Below are 19,435 nucleotides of genomic sequence, written 5' to 3'. Positions count from 1 at the left end.
TCAGGATTAGCGCGCTATTGCCTGGCTACCGCTGATCCGATGCTATCCGAGGTGAAAACAATGAAAATGAAGAAAACGCTCGTCGCCCTGTGTTTATCCGCAGGAATGTTGGCCTGCGTGCCGGGGATGAGCCTTGCCGATGTCAACGTTGTCCCGCAAAACATCAGCGCCGCCCCGGCCATTCCCGGAACGGCTCTGCAGAAACTGGTCTGGACGCCAGTCGATCAATCTAAAACGCAATCCGTCGATTTGCTTACGGCAGGGCAACGGCTGGATGTCGCCGGTATCTCCGGCCCGGTTGCGGCCTGGAGCGTGCCGGCGAATATTGGCGAACTGACCCTGACGCTCAGTAGCGAAGTGAATAAGCAAAAACAGATTTTTGCGCCGAACGTGTTGATTTTAGATCAGAATATGACCCCGTCTGCGTTTTTCCCCAGCAGCTATTTTACCTATCAGCAGCCCGGCGTCATGGCAGCGGATCGGCTTGAGGGTGTGATGCGCCTGACGCCAGCATTGGGGCAGCAGAAGCTCTATGTGCTGGTCTTTACGACGGAAAAAGATTTGCAACAAACGACCACCCTGCTGGATCCGGCGAAAGCCTATGCCAAAGGCGCGGGCAATGCCATCCCGGATATTCCAGACCCGGTTGCGCGACACACCACCGAGGGTGTACTGAAGCTGAAAGTGAAAACCAGTAGCGGCTCCAGCGTGCTGGTCGGCCCGCTGTTTGGCTCTTCCGGACCTGGCCCTGTCACCGTAGGTAATACGGCGGCGCCAGCCTATAGCGCACCCGCCCCGGCTTCCGTTCCGGCAGCGAAAAGCGAACCGATGCTCGATGATACTGAAACCTATTTCAACAACGGCATTAAACAGGCGGTCGCGAAAGGTGATATCGATAAGGCCCTGAAATTGATGAACGAAGCTGAACGTCTCGGTTCGAAATCTGCTCGTTCCACCTTTATCAGCAGTGTAAAAGGCAAGGGGTGACCGTCTCCCCACAATGCTGATGTTTAGGCTCAGCCTTTCGGTGCGTCCATTGGGGCGCACTTTTTTTATCGCGCGGCGGCGTCTGTTGCATGGCTGTTGCGTGGATGATCGGATATTGACGTTTGCCCGCCCTCAGTGTCTCATTCTGCGATACAATACTGTCATGTTATGTACCGGAGATTCAGGCATGCCACATCCTGCGCTTACGCAACTGCGTGCGCTGCGTTATTTTGCCACGATGCCCTCGTTGGATTCGCCTCTGCGCGACTGGTTATTGCTGGAAGACTCAATGACCAAACGCTTTGAGCAACAGGGGAAAAAAGTCAGCGTAATGATGGTTAACGAAGGTTATGTTGGCCGCGAAGCGCTGGCGGATGAAGCCTCTTTGTTGCCGGATGAACCGCGCTACTGGCTGCGGGAAATTATACTTTGCGCCAATGATACGCCCTGGCTGGCGGGCCGCACTCTCGTCCCTGAGTCGACGCTCAGCGGCCCCGAAATGGCGCTACAACAGTTGGGGCAAACGCCGCTGGGCCGTTATCTGTTTACGTCATCTACGCTAACCCGCGATTTTATTGAAATTGGTCGCCATGCTGGTCTTTGGGGGCGGCGTTCCCGTCTGCGGCTGAGCGGCAAACCGCTGTTGTTAACGGAACTGTTTTTGCCTGCATCACCGTTGTATTAAGAGGAAAAATAAAATGGAGTGGAGTCTGACGCAGAATAAGCTGTTGGCGTTTCACCGCTTGATGCGTACTGACAAACCGATCGGCGCGCTGCTGTTGCTGTGGCCGACGCTGTGGGCGCTATGGGTCGCGACGCCGGGAATGCCGCCGCTGTGGATCCTCGTGGTTTTTGTTGCGGGTGTCTGGCTGATGCGCGCCGCAGGTTGCGTGGTAAATGATTATGCCGACCGCAAGTTTGACGGCCACGTCAAGCGCACCGCTCACCGTCCGCTGCCGAGCGGGGATGTCACCGAGAAAGAGGCGCGTACGCTATTTATCGCGCTGGTGCTGGTCTCGTTTCTGCTGGTGCTGACCCTCAACACCATGACTATCCTGCTGTCGATTGCGGCGCTGGCATTAGCCTGGGTCTATCCGTTTATGAAACGCTACACTCATCTGCCGCAGGTGGTGCTGGGCGCGGCGTTCGGCTGGTCGATTCCGATGGCATTCTCGGCGGTAACGGAATCGCTACCGCTGAGCTGCTGGCTGCTGTTTCTCGCCAATATTCTGTGGGCGGTGGCCTACGACACCCAGTATGCGATGGTCGATCGCGACGACGACGTAAAAATCGGTATTAAATCGACGGCGATTCTGTTCGGCGATAGCGATCGTTTAATTATTGGTATGTTACAGGTGGCGGTACTGGCGCTGATGGCGACGGTTGGCTGGCTGAACGGGTTGGGCTGGGAATATTACTGGTCGTTGTTTATCGCCGCGGCGCTGTTTGTCTGGCAGCAGAAGCTGATTTTCAGGCGCGAACGCGATGACTGTTTTAAAGCGTTTTTAAATAACAACTACGTTGGGATGGTGCTGTTTCTTGGCCTGGTGATGGGATATATGCGCTAGATTCGACGCTCTACCCGGCTTGCTGGCATCGTGCGCAAGCCGGGCGCTTTCTTCACGCGTTACGCTTCATCCTGGGTAACGCTTTCAATCGTTAAACGCACATCGGACGTAACCAGCGCAGCCAGCATACGGTAGATCTTCAGCGTCTCTTCCGGTTCCGCATCCCCGGTATCGCTGATATAGCCTTCGTCGCGCAGGGTCAGCACCAGCGTGCTAAATACCGCCTTATCGAAGAACTCCGGCGCATTGATGCCGTGCAGTACCGACAGACGTTGCGCGACGGTACGGCTCTCTTTCTCCAGCGAACTGCGGTTGATTGCCGGGTTGGCGCTCAGCAGCCAGAAGGTAATCGCGTAGCGCTGTAGCGTTTCGCGCGCGCCTGCGGCCAGCAGTTGTAGCGCGCGAGCATGAGAAGGGTTCACGCTTACATCATCGCCATTCACGACGATCAGGCTCTGACGCTGCATTTCGGCAATCAGCGCATCGACAACGCCCGCCAGCTCGGCTATCTCCCAGCGCAGGAACAGCTCGGCCTTGAGGAACGGATAGAACATCTCGACGTGGCGCAATATTTCTGCGCGGGTAATATGACGATGCTGGGTGACGATGGCGGCTAACAGCGACGGCATAACCAGCATATGGGCGATATTGTTACGATAGTAGGTCATCAGTACCGCCTGCTCGCGCGGCAAAATGATGATATCGCCAATGGTGTCTTTCTCGACTTCAAACTTGTTCATTTGCAGCGCGTGGTCGATAAGAGCGCTGGCCGAGACCGCAGGCGTGGTCGCATCCGTTGAATAGGGCACATTGCGCAGCAGGGCAAGATAGCACTCCAGCTGTTCGGTTAGCTGCTTGCGGGTCAGGGAACGCTGACGCGACGCGAGCAGCGCGGTGCAGCACAGGTTCATGGCGTTTGCCGCACCGGCATTGTTAATCCGCACCATCAGATCCGAAGCGATGTTATTCACCGTCGGTGTGAGCCACGATGGACGAACGGCTTCGATAGGATCGATAGACTCGCGCCATTCAGGTACATGCTGGTTCAGGTAGCTCATCAGCGGCAGCGGCTCGCCGAAGTTCACGTAACCCTGACCGAGATTACGCAGTTTGCTTAATCCGCGTAGCATCTGCGGCAGGTTTTCTTTCTCTTTCGTCGCGCCGCGCAGCTCTTTGGCGTAGGTCCCGACCTCCATCACATGCTCGTAGCCGATATAAATCGGCACCAGCGTGATAGGACGATTACCGCCACGCAGCATCGCCTGGATGGTCATCGACAGGGTGCCGGTTTTCGGATCCAGCAGACGACCGGTACGCGAACGACCGCCCTCCACGAAATATTCCACGGAATAGCCGCGGCTGAACAGCTCGCCCAGGTATTCGCGAAAGACGGTGGAGTAGAGCTTATTGCCCTTAAAGGTACGGCGAATAAAGAACGCGCCCAGGCGGCGGAAAATCGGGCCCGCAGGCCAGAAGTTCAGGTTGATGCCGGCGGCGATATGCGGCGGCACCAGCCCCTGGTGATACAGCACGTAGGAGAGCAGCAGATAGTCCATGTGGCTGCGGTGGCAGGGCACATAGACAATTTCATGCCCGTCGTGCGCCAGCTGACGAACGCGCTCGGCGTTATGGACGTTAATCCCTTGATAGAGACGGTTCCAGGTAAAGCCCAGAATACGGTCGGTCAGACGGATCATCTCGTAGGAGAAGTTGGCGGCAATCTCTTCCATCAGCGCGATGGCGTTTTGCTGCGCTTTTTCATGGGAGATTTTCTTGCTGCGTGCTTCATCTTCCACCGCGCGGGCAATGGCTTTTGACGCCAGCAGTTTATTGAACAGATCCTGACGGGCTGGCAGACGCGGCCCGACGGCTGCCAGACGCTGGCGGGCAAAGTGCATGCGCGCCACGCGGGCCAGTTTCTGAGCGATAATTTTGTCGGTGCCGTGCTCGTCCGCCATCTTACGTAGAGAGACCGAAGGCGAGAAACGCACAAAGCTGTCGCGTCCCAGCCAGGAGACGGCAAAGAATTTCTGCACGCCGTTGAGCATACGTAAAGGCGGGTTTTCTTCTCCCTTTTCGCGCCCCGGAGCACGACCGAACATCACTGAAACTGGCACCATCTGTACATCCAGATCGGGATGATTACGGTGCAGGTCCAGATAGTCATGGAACAGCTTGATGGACTCTTCCTTTGGCGTGTAATAGGTAAATACGCGCGGGCCGCCGTGGATAAATACATAGCGCGGAAGCAGAGAGCCATCGATTTCCAGCGGCTCCAGAGGATCGGGTAACTCATGTGCCAGACACTGAGCGCGTAGCGTCAGCAGGTCCGCCTTCGAATTGTAAGGCAGGACGTACATAATAGGGCGCGAGGTATCCAGGCCTAATTCCTCGGCAGGTTGCGCCGGAATAGACTTGCTTTTTACCAGCACCCTTAATGGTAAATTCAGTAATTTATAGTAAATTCGTTGCCAGCCAGACATAGACGATATGAAGCCCCTGGTTAATCATGCAAATGCGCGGCAAGAATAACAGAAAGTGCGCAAAATTTCCGGTGTAACGCGGCAAACGCGTACACTCATTGGCGTTATTTACATTAAAAGGTTCGTTTGATGGCCAATAATACCACCGGGTTAACCCGAATTATTAAAGCCGCAGGGTATTCCTGTAAAGGATTTCGCGCGGCGTGGATCAACGAGGCCGCATTTCGTCAGGAAGGTATCGCGGCCATTATTGCCGTGGCAATAGCCTGCTGGCTGGACGTCGATGCCGTCACCCGGGTTCTGCTGATTGGTTCGGTTCTGCTCGTGATGATAGTTGAAATTATCAATAGCGCCATTGAAGCCGTCGTCGACCGTATTGGTCCTGAGCGTCACGTCCTTTCGGGACGGGCGAAAGATCTGGGGTCCGCGGCGGTTCTGCTGGCGATTATTATCGCGCTGATGACCTGGGGAATGCTGTTGTGGGCGAACTATCGCTGACTCTTGCCGTATCGGTTCGCAAAATGGAAAGAAACTGCTGATTTTTGTGTGAAATATGGTTCCAAAATCACCGTTAGCTGTATATACTCACAGCATAACTGTATATACACCCAGGGGGCGGAATGAAAGCGTTAACGACCAGGCAGCAGGAGGTGTTTGATCTCATTCGGGATCATATCAGCCAGACGGGCATGCCGCCGACGCGTGCGGAGATTGCTCAGCGCTTGGGGTTTCGTTCCCCAAACGCGGCGGAAGAACACCTGAAGGCGCTGGCGCGTAAAGGCGCAATCGAGATCGTTTCTGGCGCTTCTCGCGGTATTCGCTTGCTGACGGAGGAAGAGAGCGGTCTGCCGCTAATTGGCCGCGTTGCCGCAGGTGAACCGCTGCTGGCGCAGCAGCATATTGAAGGCCACTATCAGGTGGATCCATCCATGTTTAAGCCGAGCGCCGATTTTCTGCTGCGCGTCAGCGGTATGTCAATGAAAGACATCGGGATTCTGGATGGCGATCTGCTGGCGGTGCATAAAACGCAGGATGTGCGCAACGGTCAGGTGGTTGTGGCGCGCATTGACGAAGAAGTCACCGTGAAGCGGCTGAAAAAGCAGGGCAACGTCGTTGAGCTGCTGCCTGAAAATAGCGAATTTTCCCCGATCGTGGTCGATCTGCGCGAACAAAGTTTTACCATTGAAGGCCTGGCTGTCGGCGTTATCCGCAACGGCAACTGGCAATAACCTCGCCATTCCGCAGCATTATCCGCTGATGCATGATGCTGCGTCGTTTACTTCCATTCAGGCTCCTCTTCCATGCTTTTTAACTCTGCTGACAGAGCCCTGTGGCGCTTAGCGTTACCGATGATCTTCTCCAATATCACCGTTCCGCTGTTGGGACTGGTGGATACCGCCGTTATTGGTCACCTCGACAGCCCAGTTTATCTGGCAGGCGTGGCGGTTGGCGCAACGGCCACCAGCTTCCTTTTTATGCTGCTTCTGTTTCTGCGCATGAGCACTACCGGACTGACGGCGCAGGCATTTGGCGCAAACGATTCGCAGCGGCTGGCGCGCGCGCTGGTGCAGCCGATTGTTCTGGCGCTGGCCGCCGGGGTAGCGATCGTCCTCTTCAGGGGGCCGTTAATCAATCTGGCGCTACATATTGTCGGCGGCAGTGAATCTGTGCTCGTACAGGCCCGGCACTTTCTTGAGATTCGTTGGCTAAGCGCGCCCGCCTCGCTGGCGAATCTGGTCCTGCTGGGCTGGCTGCTTGGTGTGCAGTATGCCCGGGCGCCGGTGATCCTGCTGGTGGTCGGCAATGTTCTTAACATTGCGCTCGATTTATGGTTGGTGATCGGCCTGCATATGAATGTTCAGGGAGCGGCGCTGGCGACGGTCACGGCAGAATACGCCACCTTCTTTATTGGACTGTTAATGGTGAGACGCGTGCTGGCGCTGCGTGGCGTTCCCCTGTCGATGTTGAAAAACGCCTGGCGTGGCGACATACGCCGTTTGCTGGCGTTAAATCGCGACATCATGCTGCGTTCGCTGCTGCTACAGCTTTGCTTCGGGGCGGTGACAGTATTCGGGGCCCGTCTCGGCGCCGATGTGGTGGCGGTCAATGCGGTACTGATGACTATGCTGACCTTTACCGCCTACGCACTGGATGGTTTCGCCTATGCCGTTGAAGCCCATTCCGGGCAGGCCTACGGCGCGCGCGATGACGGTCAACTGCTTGTCGTCTGGCGTGCGGCCTGTCGCCAGTCAGGGATGGTGGCGCTGGCGTTTACGCTGATTTACAGCCTTGCCGGTGAGCAGATCATCAGCGTGTTGACGTCTCTGCCTTCATTGCAGCAACTGGCCGACCGCTATCTCATCTGGCAGACGATACTGCCGGTGATTGGTGTCTGGTGCTATTTGCTGGACGGTATGTTTATCGGCGCGACGCGCGGGGCGGAGATGCGTAATAGTATGGTTGTGGCGGCGGCGGGATTTGCCCTGACGCTGTTAACGCTACCGGTTCTCGGGAATCACGGTTTGTGGCTGGCGCTGACGGTTTTTCTTGCCCTGCGCGGGGCGTCGCTGGCGCTCATCTGGCGGCGACACTGGCGGTATGGAACCTGGTTTTCGTAGCGGGTTTTATTTGTCTGCTGGTTAAAGATTCTGAATAATAAATTCTACTCAGAATACTCATCTATAGTTAAGTCATGCCCGGCCCATAATGGGCTGTTCATTCACCGAACGATGAGGATTGCATGATGAATAAAGACGAAATCGGCGGTAACTGGAAACAGTTGAAAGGTAAAGCAAAAGAACAATGGGGCAAACTGACCGACGACGATATGACCGTCATCGAGGGTAAACGTGACCAGCTTGTCGGTAAGATTCAGGAACGTTATGGCTACGCCAAAGACCAGGCCGAGAAAGAGGTCACGGAGTGGGAAACCCGTAACGATTATCGCTGGTAGCGAAAGCGTCGTGTTTTAACCCACTGTTAGTGCCTGCCTTGACGGTATCCGGAGGTACCGTTAGCCTTGATTCCCGCTGCGGCTCCCCCTCAGCGGGCTTTCTTTTTAATCTGTATGGTGTGATCGTGATGGCAGTGCCCCGGCGTGCTGCAGGCTTCGACTTCAACGCAGGCTGCACACAGGCCGTGAGCTTCAATCACATTGTGGCGCAGAGCGAAGCCCATCTTCGCCGCCAGGGAATGCATAATATCTTCTACACCTTCCGCACACTCTTCTTTGACGCCACCGCAGCGGTCGCAGATAAACATCGCTGAGCTGTGGGTTGGCTGATCGAAAAGGTGACACAGCACATAGCTGTTGGTGGATTCCACCTTGTGCACGAGTCCCTGCTCCAGCAAAAACTCCAGCGCCCGGTATACCGTTGGCGGTTTGGCCTGCGGTTCTGTTTCCCGGAGCAGATCGAGCAGATCGTAGGCGCTGATAGCCCCTTGCTGCAGGCTCATCAAACGCAACACTTCAAGGCGCTGAGGGGTCAGGCGTACGCCACGTTGTGCACAGAGCTTTTCAGCATGCGCTAACATTTGTTGCGAAGTAGTCTTATCCATGGCGTCCTCTGGTCGCGTGAATGTGAAACTGTTACTTTATCACGTTCCAGATAAAACACCGAGTCCCTGGGACTTATACCGGTCACACTTCACGTTGCCTGTGCTCGCCGGAGGCGCCTTTCTGGCGGGACAAATTTGTTTCTGACGAATTTGTCGCTCACTTTCCGCTGTCTGCAACGCGAATTATTTAGGGTTATGCTATATCCGATGCATCTCATTTTCGGGAGAAAACGATGAAACGACCTGATTGCATTCGACACTGGCGTGAACTGGAGGGGGCGGATGATTCCACCTATCCCGATAGCACAGAGCTGTTCTCCATCGGTGCGCCGCTGGCGCGCGGCCTGCGGTTGAATCGTCTGGGGATCCATCACGAACGTCTTCCGCCCGGGCGTCGTACCTCCTATCCGCACGCGGAAAGCGACGAAGAAGAGTTTATCTATGTGCTGGAGGGGTATCCGGACGTGTGGATTAACGGCTATCTCTGGAAGCTGGAGCCCGGTGATAGCGTCGGCTTTCCTGCCGGAACCGGCGTTTGCCACACCTTCCTCAATAATACCGACCACGAAGTTCGCCTGTTAGTCGTCGGCGAGGCGAACAACAAATTCAACCGTATCTACTATCCGCTTAATCCCGGCTATGCCGCTACCCGTCAGGATCGTTGGGTTGATCATCCGCCGCAGTTTTTCGGCCCGCACGACGGCAAGCCGCGGAGAAAGTAACGTTTGTTGTCCGATAGAAAAAGCCCGCGCCGGGGCGATGCGCCAGTGATGTATCTTTGTGCTATAGTAGCGCCCCTTTTTACCCGGATGCTTATTTATTCGCCATGATGTCAGAATCAACGCCAACTGCTTTTGCCGCCCACCGTTTTTCCATCGCGCCGATGCTCGACTGGACAGACAGACACTGCCGCTATTTTCTGCGCCAGCTCTCGCGCCATACGCTGCTGTACACTGAAATGGTGACCACTGGCGCGATTATTCACGGTAAAGGCGACTACCTGGCCTATAGCGAAGAAGAGCATCCGGTCGCTCTGCAACTGGGTGGCAGCGATCCGGCGGCGCTGGCGCACTGCGCAAAGCTGGCGCAGGCGCGCGGCTATGATGAAATAAACCTCAACGTTGGTTGCCCGTCCGATCGCGTGCAAAACGGCATGTTCGGCGCTTGCCTGATGGGCAATGCCCAACGGGTTGCCGACTGCATTAAAGCGATGCGCGACGTGGTGTCGATTCCGGTAACGGTAAAGACCCGCATCGGTATTGATGACCAGGACAGTTACGAATTTCTGTGTGATTTTATCGAAACGGTTTCCGGGAAAGGCGAGTGTGAGATGTTTATCATCCACGCGCGTAAGGCGTGGTTATCCGGCCTGAGCCCGAAGGAGAATCGTGAGATCCCGCCGCTGGATTATCCGCGCGTCTACCAGCTTAAACGCGATTTCCCGCATCTGACGATGGCGATTAATGGCGGCATTAAGTCGCTGGCGGAGGCGAAACGGCATCTGGAGCATATGGATGGGGTGATGGTGGGCCGCGAGGCTTATCAGAATCCGGGCATTCTGGCCTCGGTCGACCGGGAAATTTTCGCCGTGGACGGTATAGATGCCGATCCGGTTGCCGTGGTCCGCGCGATGTATCCCTATATTGAACGTGAACTCAGCAACGGAACATATCTGGGACACGTGACGCGCCACATGCTGGGACTGTTTCAGGGGATTCCGGGCGCGCGCCAGTGGCGCCGCCATCTGAGCGAGAATGCGCATAAAGCCGGTGCGGATATCAATGTGCTGGAGCAGGCGCTGCGATGGGTTGCCGACAAGGGTTAATTTTTCACTAAAACCTGGTCAAATTCACCACTTTACGTATAAGTGATGTGATAAATTTTGTTTATATTCAATAAGTTATATTTGGCATGGTTCTTGTAATACCCAGGAAGTGATAGAAAAATTTCTTTGGGGAGAAGATGATGCTGGAACTCTTATTTGTGATTGGCTTTTTTGTCATGCTGTTGGTCACCGGCGTGTCATTATTGGGTATTATCGCCGCCATCGTGGTGGCGACAGCGGTGATGTTTGTCGGCGGACTCTTTGCTTTAATGATTAAATTACTGCCGTGGCTGCTGTTGGTCGTTGTCGTGGTGTGGGCGATCCGGGCGATAAAATCGCCGACTGAGAGTCGTTATCGGAGTAATAACCGCTGGCATTACTAAGGTATTGAGCGCTATGTCACAACCTGAAGATTTTTGCCTAAAACAGCGTAGGCTTTGCTAATTAAATCTGCCACTATTAACAAGTTAATGAATTCATCGAGCTGTACCCTACATACAGCCGAAACAAAAAAAGTAAGGGCTTCCCGTGTGGAAGCCCTAAACTTTTGAGGCTGATGACAAACCGATATTAGATATGTCTCGTATTTCCGCCAGGTGGCGTCTGGCACCTGATTAGACCTATAAATCATTTAATATTAATATGTTATGAATTTCCTGCAAGCCTGCGTAAGCGAAGCGCCGCCGGGAAATTTCAGAAAAACGCGCTTTGTCAGCACGCTGAACCTTTTCTGCTTATTCCGGCATACGACAGGCTACAGGGGCGCTGGCTGTGGTTGCCCGGCTTTTATCCATCACTCCAGGCAACACATCCGAACTACGGCAACAACAAACTTGAACCCTGCGTCGCCCGGCTTTCCAGTACCTCATGCGCGCGTCTGGCCTCGGTTAAGGCATATTTCTGATTCTCTGCGACATCCACTTTTATCACGCCGCTGGCGATCAGCGAGAATAGCTCGTTGCTGGCTTCCGTCAGCTCTTCGCGCGTGGTGATATAGCCTTGCAGCGAAGGGCGGGTGACATACAGCGAACCTTTCTGGTTGAGGATGCCAAGATTGACGCCGGTTACCGGGCCTGATGAGTTGCCGAAGCTGACCATCAGCCCCCGCCGCTGCAGGCAGTCAAGGGAGGACTCCCAGGTATCTTTGCCCACGGAATCATAGACCACATGGACTTTCTTGCCGTCGGTGATCTCCTTCAGACGTTCGACGATGTTCTCTTCGCGGTAGTTAATGATTTGCCAGGCCCCGGCCTGTCTGGCGCGTTCAGCCTTTTGCGCGCTGCCGACGGTGCCGATCAGTTTAGCTCCCAGCGCTTTTGCCCACTGGCAGGCAATCAATCCCACGCCGCCAGCCGCCGCGTGAAACAGGAACGCTTCGCCTGCTTTGATTTCATAGGTTTTACGCAGCAGATACCAGACCGTCAGGCCTTTCAGAAATGAGGCTGCCGCCTGCTCGAAAGTGATCGCCTTGGGTAAAATGGCGACTTTATCGGCGGCGACGTTATGCACGGAACTATAGGCGCCCAGAGCCGATTGGGCGTAAACCACCCGATCGCCGACCTTGATATGGGTTACGCCGCTGCCGACCTGGCTGACCACGCCAGCGGCTTCGGTACCCAGGCCGCTCGGTAATGAGGGCGGCGGATAGAGGCCGCTACGGATGTAGGTATCAATGTAGTTGATGCCTATAGCTTTATTTTCTACCTGAACGTCGTATTCTGCGGGAGGCTGCGGCGTGAACTCCACCGTTTGCAGAACGTCAGGCCCTCCGTGCTTGTGAAATTCAATACGTGTTGCCATGCTCCCTCCATTAAATAATGTGGTAATCTTTCGAACCATTCACTATCTCGGTAACTCCATTCACTATGGCAGGAAATAAACCCTTCAACAAATCACAGACTGAACCCAGAGAGCGCGATTATCAACTCGACGGGTTAAAAGTCCCGCCGCACTCGATTGAAGCGGAACAGTCGGTGTTGGGCGGTTTAATGCTGGATAACGAACGCTGGGATGATGTTGCCGAACGCGTCGTTTCAGACGATTTTTATACTCGTCCGCACCGCCATATTTTTACCGAAATGGCGCGTCTGCAGGAGTCGGGGAGTCCGATTGACCTGATTACGCTCGCGGAATCGCTGGAGCGTCAGGGGCAACTGGATAGCGTCGGCGGATTCGCCTATCTGGCGGAATTATCGAAAAATACGCCAAGTGCGGCGAATATTAGCGCCTATGCCGATATCGTGCGGGAACGTGCGGTTGTGCGTGAAATGATCTCGGTGGCTAACGAAATCGCCGAAGCCGGTTTCGATCCGCAGGGCCGCACCAGCGAAGATCTGCTGGACCTGGCCGAATCGCGAGTTTTCAAAATCGCCGAAAGCCGCGCCAATAAAGATGAAGGCCCGAAGAATATCGCTGACGTGCTGGATGCCACCGTGGCGCGCATCGAACAGTTATTCCAGCAACCTCACGACGGCGTCACCGGCGTGAATACCGGTTATGACGACCTCAACAAAAAGACCGCCGGTCTTCAGCCGTCGGATCTGATTATTGTCGCCGCGCGTCCGTCGATGGGTAAAACGACATTTGCGATGAACCTCGTTGAAAATGCGGCGATGTTGCAGGATAAACCGGTATTAATCTTTAGCCTTGAGATGCCCTCGGAACAGATTATGATGCGTTCTCTGGCTTCCCTGTCTCGCGTTGACCAGACCCGCATTCGTACCGGTCAACTGGATGATGAAGACTGGGCGCGCATTTCCGGCACCATGGGGATTTTGCTGGAAAAGCGTAATATCTATATTGATGACTCCTCCGGCCTGACGCCAACGGAAGTACGCTCCCGCGCGCGGCGTATCGCGCGTGAGCACGGCGGGATTGGCCTTATCATGATCGACTACCTGCAACTGATGCGCGTGCCGTCGCTCTCCGATAACCGTACCCTGGAAATCGCGGAAATATCGCGTTCCTTGAAGGCGCTGGCGAAAGAGCTGCAGGTGCCGGTGGTGGCGTTGTCGCAGCTTAACCGCTCCCTGGAACAGCGAGCGGACAAACGCCCGGTGAACTCCGACCTGCGTGAATCCGGCTCCATCGAGCAGGATGCCGACTTAATCATGTTTATCTATCGTGACGAGGTGTATCACGAGAACAGCGATTTAAAAGGCATCGCTGAAATTATTATTGGTAAACAGCGTAACGGCCCCATCGGGACGGTGCGCCTGACGTTTAACGGTCAGTGGTCGCGCTTTGATAATTATGCTGGGCCACAATACGACGACGAATAAATAATTTGGCTATTTTATTTGCGATTTTGGGATTGGGCAGTGCTCGCCATCCTCACGTACTTCAGTACGCTCCGGTGGCTGCGCGCTGGCCGCACCCAAACTCGCTGCATCAATAACGCCAAATTTGAGATAAATAATTCAAGGAATTTAAATGCAAGCGGCAACTGTAGTGATTAACCGCCGCGCTCTGCGACACAACCTGCAACGTTTACGCGAACTGGCGCCTGCCAGCAAACTGGTTGCGGTGGTGAAAGCGAACGCCTACGGACACGGTCTTCTTGAGACCGCGCGAACGCTCCCTGACGCCGATGCTTTTGGCGTCGCTCGCCTCGAAGAAGCGCTGAGTCTGCGCGCTGGCGGTATCGTCCAGCCGATTCTGCTGCTGGAAGGCTTCTTCAATGCCGCTGACCTGGCGGTGATTTCCGCCCAGCGTCTGCACACGGCGGTACACAGCCCGGAACAGCTGGCGGCGCTGGAAGAGGCTGATTTACCGGAGCCGGTAACCGTATGGATGAAGCTGGATACGGGCATGCATCGTCTTGGCGTGCTGCCGGAGCAGGCCGAAGAATTTTATCAGCGCCTGAGCCAGTGTAAAAACGTCCGCCAGCCGGTAAATGTCGTCAGCCACTTCGCCCGTGCTGATGAGCCTGAGAGCGGGGTTACGGAACGTCAGCTGGATATCTTTACTTCCTTTACGGAAGAAAAACCGGGGCTGCGCTCTATTGCTGCCTCCGGCGGGATTTTGCTGTGGCCGCAGTCGCATTTCGACTGGGTGCGCCCGGGGATTATTCTTTACGGCGTATCGCCGCTGGATAACCGCTCCACTGGCGCGGATTTTGGCTGCCAGCCGGTGATGACTCTGGCCTCCAGCCTGATTGCGGTTCGCGAACATAAAGCCGGCGAACCGGTTGGCTACGGCGGGACCTGGGTTAGCGAGCGCGATACGCGTTTAGGCGTGGTGGCGATGGGCTACGGCGATGGTTACCCGCGCGCCGCGCCGTCCGGAACGCCGGTGCGGGTTAATGGTCGCGAGGTGCCGATTGTCGGGCGCGTGGCGATGGATATGATTTGCGTCGATCTTGGGCCCGAAGCGCAGGATAAATCTGGCGATCCGGTGGTGTTCTGGGGAGATGGTCTGCCCGTGGAGCGTATTGCCGAAATTACAAAAGTAAGTGCTTACGAACTTATTACGCGCCTGACTTCAAGAGTGTTGATGAAGTATGTGGATTAACCGGCGTTCAGCTGGCTGCGACACCTCCTGATGCATTTATACCCAGAATAATTCGAGTCGCAAGGCGGGGCGAATGACTGGCTGCGCATACTGAACTTGAAGTGCGGCGGGGGCATCAGGCTTTGTCCCCGCCGGGGAGGAGCAACACTCCAGATTATCCGCTGCACCGGCCAGCGTGACGCCACATCCGCTCTGTTTTGTTGAATCCGCTAACATCCTCTCGATCTTCTTTCACATCCAGTTTATTGTGTTATGACTAGCCTCATGTAAATCCGGAGAAACATCTCGTGTTTCAAAAAGTTGACGCCTATGCCGGCGATCCCATTCTCTCCCTGATGGAGCGTTTCAAAGAAGATCCGCGCAGCGACAAAGTAAACCTTAGCATTGGCCTCTTTTACAACGAAGACGGCATTGTTCCTCAACTTCAGTCGGTTGCCGCAGCGGAAGCGCGCCTGAATGCCCAGCCCCACGGCGCTTCGCTCTATTTGCCGATGGAAGGGCTGAACACCTACCGTCAGGCGATCGCGCCGCTGCTGTTTGGCGTCGATCATCCGGTACTGGCGCAAAATCGCGTCGCATCGATTCAAACTCTGGGCGGTTCCGGCGCGCTGAAAGTGGGGGCTGATTTCCTGAAGCATTATTTCCCGGCGTCGCGGGTATGGGTTAGCGATCCGACATGGGAAAACCACATTGCTATATTTGAAGGGGCTGGATTCGAAGTAAGGACTTACCCCTGGTTTGATGATGAAACCAATGGCGTGCGTTTCGAAGCCTTGCTGGAAAAACTCAATACGTTGCCGGAGGGCGACATCGTGCTGTTGCATCCGTGCTGCCACAACCCGACCGGAGCCGATCTCAGCAACGCGCAATGGGATGACGTGGTTGAGGTATTACAAACGCGTAATCTGATCCCCTTCCTCGATATCGCCTATCAGGGATTCGGTGGCGGAATGGACGACGATGCCTATGCCATTCGCGCCATTGCCCACGCCGGCATGCCAATGCTGGTCAGTAATTCCTTCTCAAAAATTTTCTCCTTGTACGGGGAGCGGGTTGGCGGGTTGTCGGTGGTGTGTGAAGATGCGGAAACCGCGAGCCGCGTGCTGGGACAACTGAAAGCGACCGTGCGTCGTAACTACTCCAGCCCGCCGAATTTTGGCGCGCAGGTGGTTGCGGCGGTATTGAACGACAGCGCGCTGAAAGCCCGCTGGCTGGCGGAAGTTGAAGGGATGCGTACCCGCATTTTGACCATGCGTCAGGCGCTGGTTAACGTGCTTAAAGAGGCGGTGCCGGGCGGCGATTTTGAGTACCTGCTTAAGCAGCGCGGGATGTTTAGCTATACCGGTTTTAGCGAGGCCCAGGTTGACCGTCTGCGCGATGAATTCGGCGTCTACCTGATTGCCAGCGGTCGCATGTGCGTGGCGGGGCTGAACTCACGTAATGTGCAGCGCGTGGCGCAGGCTTTTGCTGCGGTGATGTAAGTCACGCCTTCAAGGCCTGGCGTCAGCGCCAGGCTGGTAACCAACCCACTCTGAATATTTTGCCAGCATTTCTGACTGGCTTGATGTCATCACCTCTGTTAATCCGAACGGCTGTGCCTGATGCCGGACATCTTCTTATTACCTGTTCCTGTTTCCGCCCAGATTTACGCATCGAATTATTGATAACCATTTGAATATAAAGATTTATCCTTGTTGGTATGGATGCTGCATTACTCCGGCAGGTTATTAACCACAAGGAGAATCATATGGAAAACACGACCTCGCCCGGTGCGCTGCTCAGCGGCGAGAATGCGGCCTGGCTTGAAGAGTATTACCAGACCTGGCTGCACTCCCCCGAGCAGATCCCGGAAGACTGGCGGCGTTTTTTTCTTTCTCAGGAACAGGATCCCGGCGTTGAACCGTCAACGGTAGCGACCTCAGGCACGACCTTAAAAAAACAGGCTGCCGTGACGCAGTTGATTTACGCCTGGCGAAATCTCGGACACCTGCGCGCGAAACTGGATCCGCTCGCGCAATCGGCGGTTGCGGAAGTGCCGCAGCTGACGTTGGCATTTTGGGGATTGAGCGAAGAGGATCTGACCCAGGAGTTCAGCGTCACCTTCGGCGAACATACAACGCTGATGCCGCTTAAACAGCTGCTTACGATGCTGGAGCAGAGCTGGGCGGGAAGCCTGGGGTATGAGCTGGCCCATCTGGATAACCGTGAGGAAGTGGCCTGGCTACTGGCGCGAATTGAACGCAACGCTCCGCAGCCAGATGCGCAGACCTGTATGGCGCGTTTTGAAAAGCTGGTGGCGGCGGAGACGCTGGAGCGTTACCTGCATACGCGCTATGTCGGGCAGAAGCGCTTTTCTCTGGAGGGAGGAGAGAGCGCGATCCCCGCGCTGCATACGTTGGCGCAGCGCCTGCGTGAACAGGGCGTGGAAGAGTTAGTGATCGGCATGGCGCACCGTGGGCGGCTGAATGTGCTGGTCAATCTGTTGAATAAAGATCCGGCCCGGTTGTTTGCCGAATTTGAAGGGAAACTGCCTGTTGGCCACGGTTCCGGCGACGTGAAATATCATATGGGTTACTCCAGCAATCTGGAGACACCGGCTGGGTCGCTACATGTGGCGCTGGCCTATAACCCGTCGCATCTGGAGATTGTCAATCCGGTCGTACAGGGACAGGTGCGCGCGCGGCAGAACCGGCGTGGCGAAAAGGGACGGGAGCGGGTCGCTGGCGTGCTAATCCACGGCGATTCAGCGCTGGGCGGCCTCGGGGTCAACCAGACAACGCTTAATCTGTCGCAAACGGAGGGGTATGGTACCGGGGGCACGATTCATCTTGTTATTAATAACCAGATTGGCTTCACCACCTCCCGACAGCAGGATATGCGTTCATCGCGTTACTGTACCGATATCGCCAAAATGGTTGCGGCGCCGGTGATCCACATCAACGGCGACGATGTGGACGCGGTATGTCAGGCGATAGCGCTGGCCTGCGACTGGCGCAATACTTTCCACCGCGACATCATGGTCGATCTGGTTTGTTTTCGTAAGCACGGTCATAACGAAAGCGATGAACCGCGCCTGACCCAGCCGCAGATGTATCAGGCTGTTGATGCTCATCCCGGTACGCGTACCCGCTATGGTGAAGTGCTGATGCGTCGCGGCGTTTTGACGGCGGAGCAACAGGAGCAATTGATTGGCCGTTACCGAGACTGGCTGGATGCCTGCCATGAGCGTGAGCCGCTTCCCGTACCGTGTGCAAAACACGCATTCAGCGCCAACTGGGAGGGGTTATCCAACCCACAGTGGAGCGCGCCGGTTTCCACCGCGCTGCCTCGTGAGACGCTGACCGGCTACGGCGAGATCATTGCCACGCTGCCGGAAGATATCGTCGCGCATCCTACTATCAAGCGGCAGTTGGCTTTGCGCAAGAAGATGGCGGCAGGCGCGCAACCCGTCGATTGGGGGATGGCGGAAATGTTGGCCTATGCCTCGTTGGTCGATTACGGATATGGCGTGCGCCTGTCCGGAGAAGATTCTGGCAGGGGAACATTCAGCCACCGCCATGCCGTCATTCATCATCAGACGCAGCCGATTTGCTACTCACCTTTGCAACATATCCGCGCGGGACAAGCGCCTTTCGAGGTATTTGATTCGGTTCTGAACGAAGAGGCGTTGCTGGCCTGGGAGTACGGTTATTCCACCTCCGCGCCGCAGCAACTGGTGATCTGGGAGGCGCAGTTTGGTGATTTCGCCAACGGTGCGCAGGTGGCGATCGACCAGTTTATCTCGTCCGGTGAAACCAAATGGGACCGCTATAGCGGGCTAACGATCCTCCTGCCGCACGGTTACGACGGTCAGGGCCCGGAACACTCTTCCGCTCGTCCTGAGCGCTGGCTGCAACTGTGTGCTGAAAACAATATGCAGGTGGTGATGCCCAGCGAGTCGGCGCAGATGTTCCATCTGCTGCGTGGACAGATGTTGCGACCGATGCGTAAGCCGCTGGTCATCTTTATGAGTAAACGTTTACTTCGTCTTAAGGGCGCGATGAGCGAGCTTTCACAACTGAGCGAAGGCGCTTTCCGGCCGGTGATTAACGATCCGCTGGCGCAGGATCCGGCGAAGGTTAAGTGCGTCATTTTGTGTAGCGGCCAGGTGTATTACGACGCGCTGGACGCGAGGAAGCAGCGTGGCCTTGATGACAGCGTGGCGATCGTATGTGTTGAACAGCTTTATCCGTTCCCGGCGGATGAACTGAACGCTTTGCTGGCGGTATGGCGGCATTGCCCAAATTGGGTCTGGCTCCAGGAGGAACCGGAGAATCAGGGCGCGTGGCGGCAGATTTGCCAGCAACTGGCCGCACTGGCGCTTGATAACCCCGCCTGGCGCTATGTCGGGCGACCTGCCGCCGCCGCACCGGCGACGGGTTACGGGCGAGTGCATAAACAACAAATTGACGACTTTCTGACGGATGCGTTCGCAGATATCCCGTTATCACAAGGAAAATAAA

General features: G+C 55.6%; 17 protein-coding genes. 14 read left to right on the top strand and 3 right to left on the bottom strand.

Annotation, left to right across the window (positions count from 1 at the left end; genetic code table 11):
• Nucleotides 1-60: 60 nt before the first annotated feature.
• The 3 genes from malM to ubiA all read left to right on the top strand — a co-directional run bounded on the left by malM (nucleotide 61) and on the right by ubiA (nucleotide 2,555).
• Nucleotides 61-987 carry a maltose operon protein MalM gene (gene malM, locus FE839_RS11040; protein ID WP_138360865.1) on the top strand — a complete coding sequence of 309 codons (927 nt, stop codon included), beginning with the start codon at nucleotides 61-63 and terminating at the stop codon, nucleotides 985-987.
• Nucleotides 988-1,174: 187 nt separating this feature from the next.
• Nucleotides 1,175-1,672 carry a chorismate lyase gene (gene ubiC, locus FE839_RS11035; protein ID WP_138360864.1) on the top strand — a complete coding sequence of 166 codons (498 nt, stop codon included), beginning with the start codon at nucleotides 1,175-1,177 and terminating at the stop codon, nucleotides 1,670-1,672.
• 13 nt (nucleotides 1,673-1,685) lie between these two features.
• Nucleotides 1,686-2,555 (top strand): 4-hydroxybenzoate octaprenyltransferase, encoded by an 870-nt coding sequence (gene ubiA, locus FE839_RS11030; RefSeq protein WP_138360863.1) that lies wholly within the window; start codon nucleotides 1,686-1,688, stop codon nucleotides 2,553-2,555.
• A gap of 59 nt (nucleotides 2,556-2,614) precedes the next feature.
• Here the strand turns inward: ubiA and plsB are convergent, their stop codons facing one another.
• The gene (gene plsB / locus FE839_RS11025; protein WP_138360862.1) at nucleotides 2,615-5,038 is read right to left on the bottom strand and encodes a glycerol-3-phosphate 1-O-acyltransferase PlsB; all 2,424 of its coding nucleotides are present in this window, start codon (nucleotides 5,036-5,038) and stop codon (nucleotides 2,615-2,617) included.
• Nucleotides 5,039-5,167: 129 nt separating this feature from the next.
• Between plsB and FE839_RS11020 the strand changes: the two genes are divergently transcribed.
• From FE839_RS11020 to FE839_RS11005, 4 genes are all read left to right on the top strand, one after another.
• A complete protein-coding gene (locus FE839_RS11020; RefSeq protein ID WP_138360861.1) occupies nucleotides 5,168-5,536 on the top strand; it encodes a diacylglycerol kinase in 369 nt (122 codons plus the stop codon).
• Between the two features lie 122 nt (nucleotides 5,537-5,658).
• A complete protein-coding gene (gene lexA / locus FE839_RS11015) occupies nucleotides 5,659-6,267 on the top strand; it encodes a transcriptional repressor LexA (protein ID WP_138360860.1) in 609 nt (202 codons plus the stop codon).
• A 72-nt stretch (nucleotides 6,268-6,339) separates the two neighbouring features.
• On the top strand, nucleotides 6,340-7,656 hold the full coding sequence (gene dinF, locus FE839_RS11010; RefSeq protein WP_138360859.1) for an MATE family efflux transporter DinF: 1,317 nt from the start codon (nucleotides 6,340-6,342) through the stop codon (nucleotides 7,654-7,656).
• A 125-nt stretch (nucleotides 7,657-7,781) separates the two neighbouring features.
• On the top strand, nucleotides 7,782-7,991 hold the full coding sequence (locus FE839_RS11005) for a CsbD family protein (protein WP_138360895.1): 210 nt from the start codon (nucleotides 7,782-7,784) through the stop codon (nucleotides 7,989-7,991).
• 89 nt (nucleotides 7,992-8,080) lie between these two features.
• On the opposite strand, the gene zur is transcribed toward FE839_RS11005, so the two are convergent.
• Entirely contained in the window at nucleotides 8,081-8,596 is a 516-nt protein-coding gene (gene zur / locus FE839_RS11000; RefSeq protein WP_138360858.1) for a zinc uptake transcriptional repressor Zur, read from the bottom strand.
• Between the two features lie 233 nt (nucleotides 8,597-8,829).
• On the opposite strand from zur, the gene FE839_RS10995 reads away from it, so the two are divergent.
• The 3 genes from FE839_RS10995 (at nucleotide 8,830) to pspG (ending at nucleotide 10,804) form a co-directional block, all read left to right on the top strand.
• Complete coding sequence (locus tag FE839_RS10995; protein WP_138360857.1) at nucleotides 8,830-9,318, top strand: cupin domain-containing protein; 489 nt, start codon at nucleotides 8,830-8,832, stop codon at nucleotides 9,316-9,318.
• A 104-nt stretch (nucleotides 9,319-9,422) separates the two neighbouring features.
• Nucleotides 9,423-10,421, top strand: a complete 999-nt coding sequence (gene dusA / locus FE839_RS10990; RefSeq protein WP_138360894.1) for a tRNA dihydrouridine(20/20a) synthase DusA — start codon at nucleotides 9,423-9,425, stop codon at nucleotides 10,419-10,421.
• 140 nt (nucleotides 10,422-10,561) lie between these two features.
• On the top strand, nucleotides 10,562-10,804 hold the full coding sequence (gene pspG / locus FE839_RS10985) for an envelope stress response protein PspG (protein WP_138360893.1): 243 nt from the start codon (nucleotides 10,562-10,564) through the stop codon (nucleotides 10,802-10,804).
• Nucleotides 10,805-11,237: 433 nt separating this feature from the next.
• On the opposite strand, the gene FE839_RS10980 is transcribed toward pspG, so the two are convergent.
• Complete coding sequence (locus FE839_RS10980; RefSeq protein ID WP_138360856.1) at nucleotides 11,238-12,221, bottom strand: quinone oxidoreductase; 984 nt, start codon at nucleotides 12,219-12,221, stop codon at nucleotides 11,238-11,240.
• A 65-nt stretch (nucleotides 12,222-12,286) separates the two neighbouring features.
• Here FE839_RS10980 and dnaB point away from each other — a divergent pair, with 65 nt between their 5' ends.
• The 4 genes from dnaB (at nucleotide 12,287) to FE839_RS10960 (ending at nucleotide 19,434) form a co-directional block, all read left to right on the top strand.
• Complete coding sequence (gene dnaB / locus FE839_RS10975; RefSeq protein WP_138360855.1) at nucleotides 12,287-13,702, top strand: replicative DNA helicase; 1,416 nt, start codon at nucleotides 12,287-12,289, stop codon at nucleotides 13,700-13,702.
• A 151-nt stretch (nucleotides 13,703-13,853) separates the two neighbouring features.
• Complete coding sequence (alr, locus tag FE839_RS10970) at nucleotides 13,854-14,933, top strand: alanine racemase (protein ID WP_138360854.1); 1,080 nt, start codon at nucleotides 13,854-13,856, stop codon at nucleotides 14,931-14,933.
• Nucleotides 14,934-15,220: 287 nt separating this feature from the next.
• Complete coding sequence (gene tyrB, locus FE839_RS10965) at nucleotides 15,221-16,414, top strand: aromatic amino acid transaminase (RefSeq protein WP_138360853.1); 1,194 nt, start codon at nucleotides 15,221-15,223, stop codon at nucleotides 16,412-16,414.
• A 266-nt stretch (nucleotides 16,415-16,680) separates the two neighbouring features.
• On the top strand, nucleotides 16,681-19,434 hold the full coding sequence (locus tag FE839_RS10960) for a 2-oxoglutarate dehydrogenase E1 component (RefSeq protein ID WP_138360852.1): 2,754 nt from the start codon (nucleotides 16,681-16,683) through the stop codon (nucleotides 19,432-19,434).
• Nucleotide 19,435 lies beyond the last annotated feature (1 nt).

The organism is Klebsiella indica, assembly GCF_005860775.1.
Taxonomy (GTDB): domain Bacteria; phylum Pseudomonadota; class Gammaproteobacteria; order Enterobacterales; family Enterobacteriaceae; genus Klebsiella; species Klebsiella indica.
This window is presented reverse-complemented; position numbering and strand designations above follow the sequence as displayed.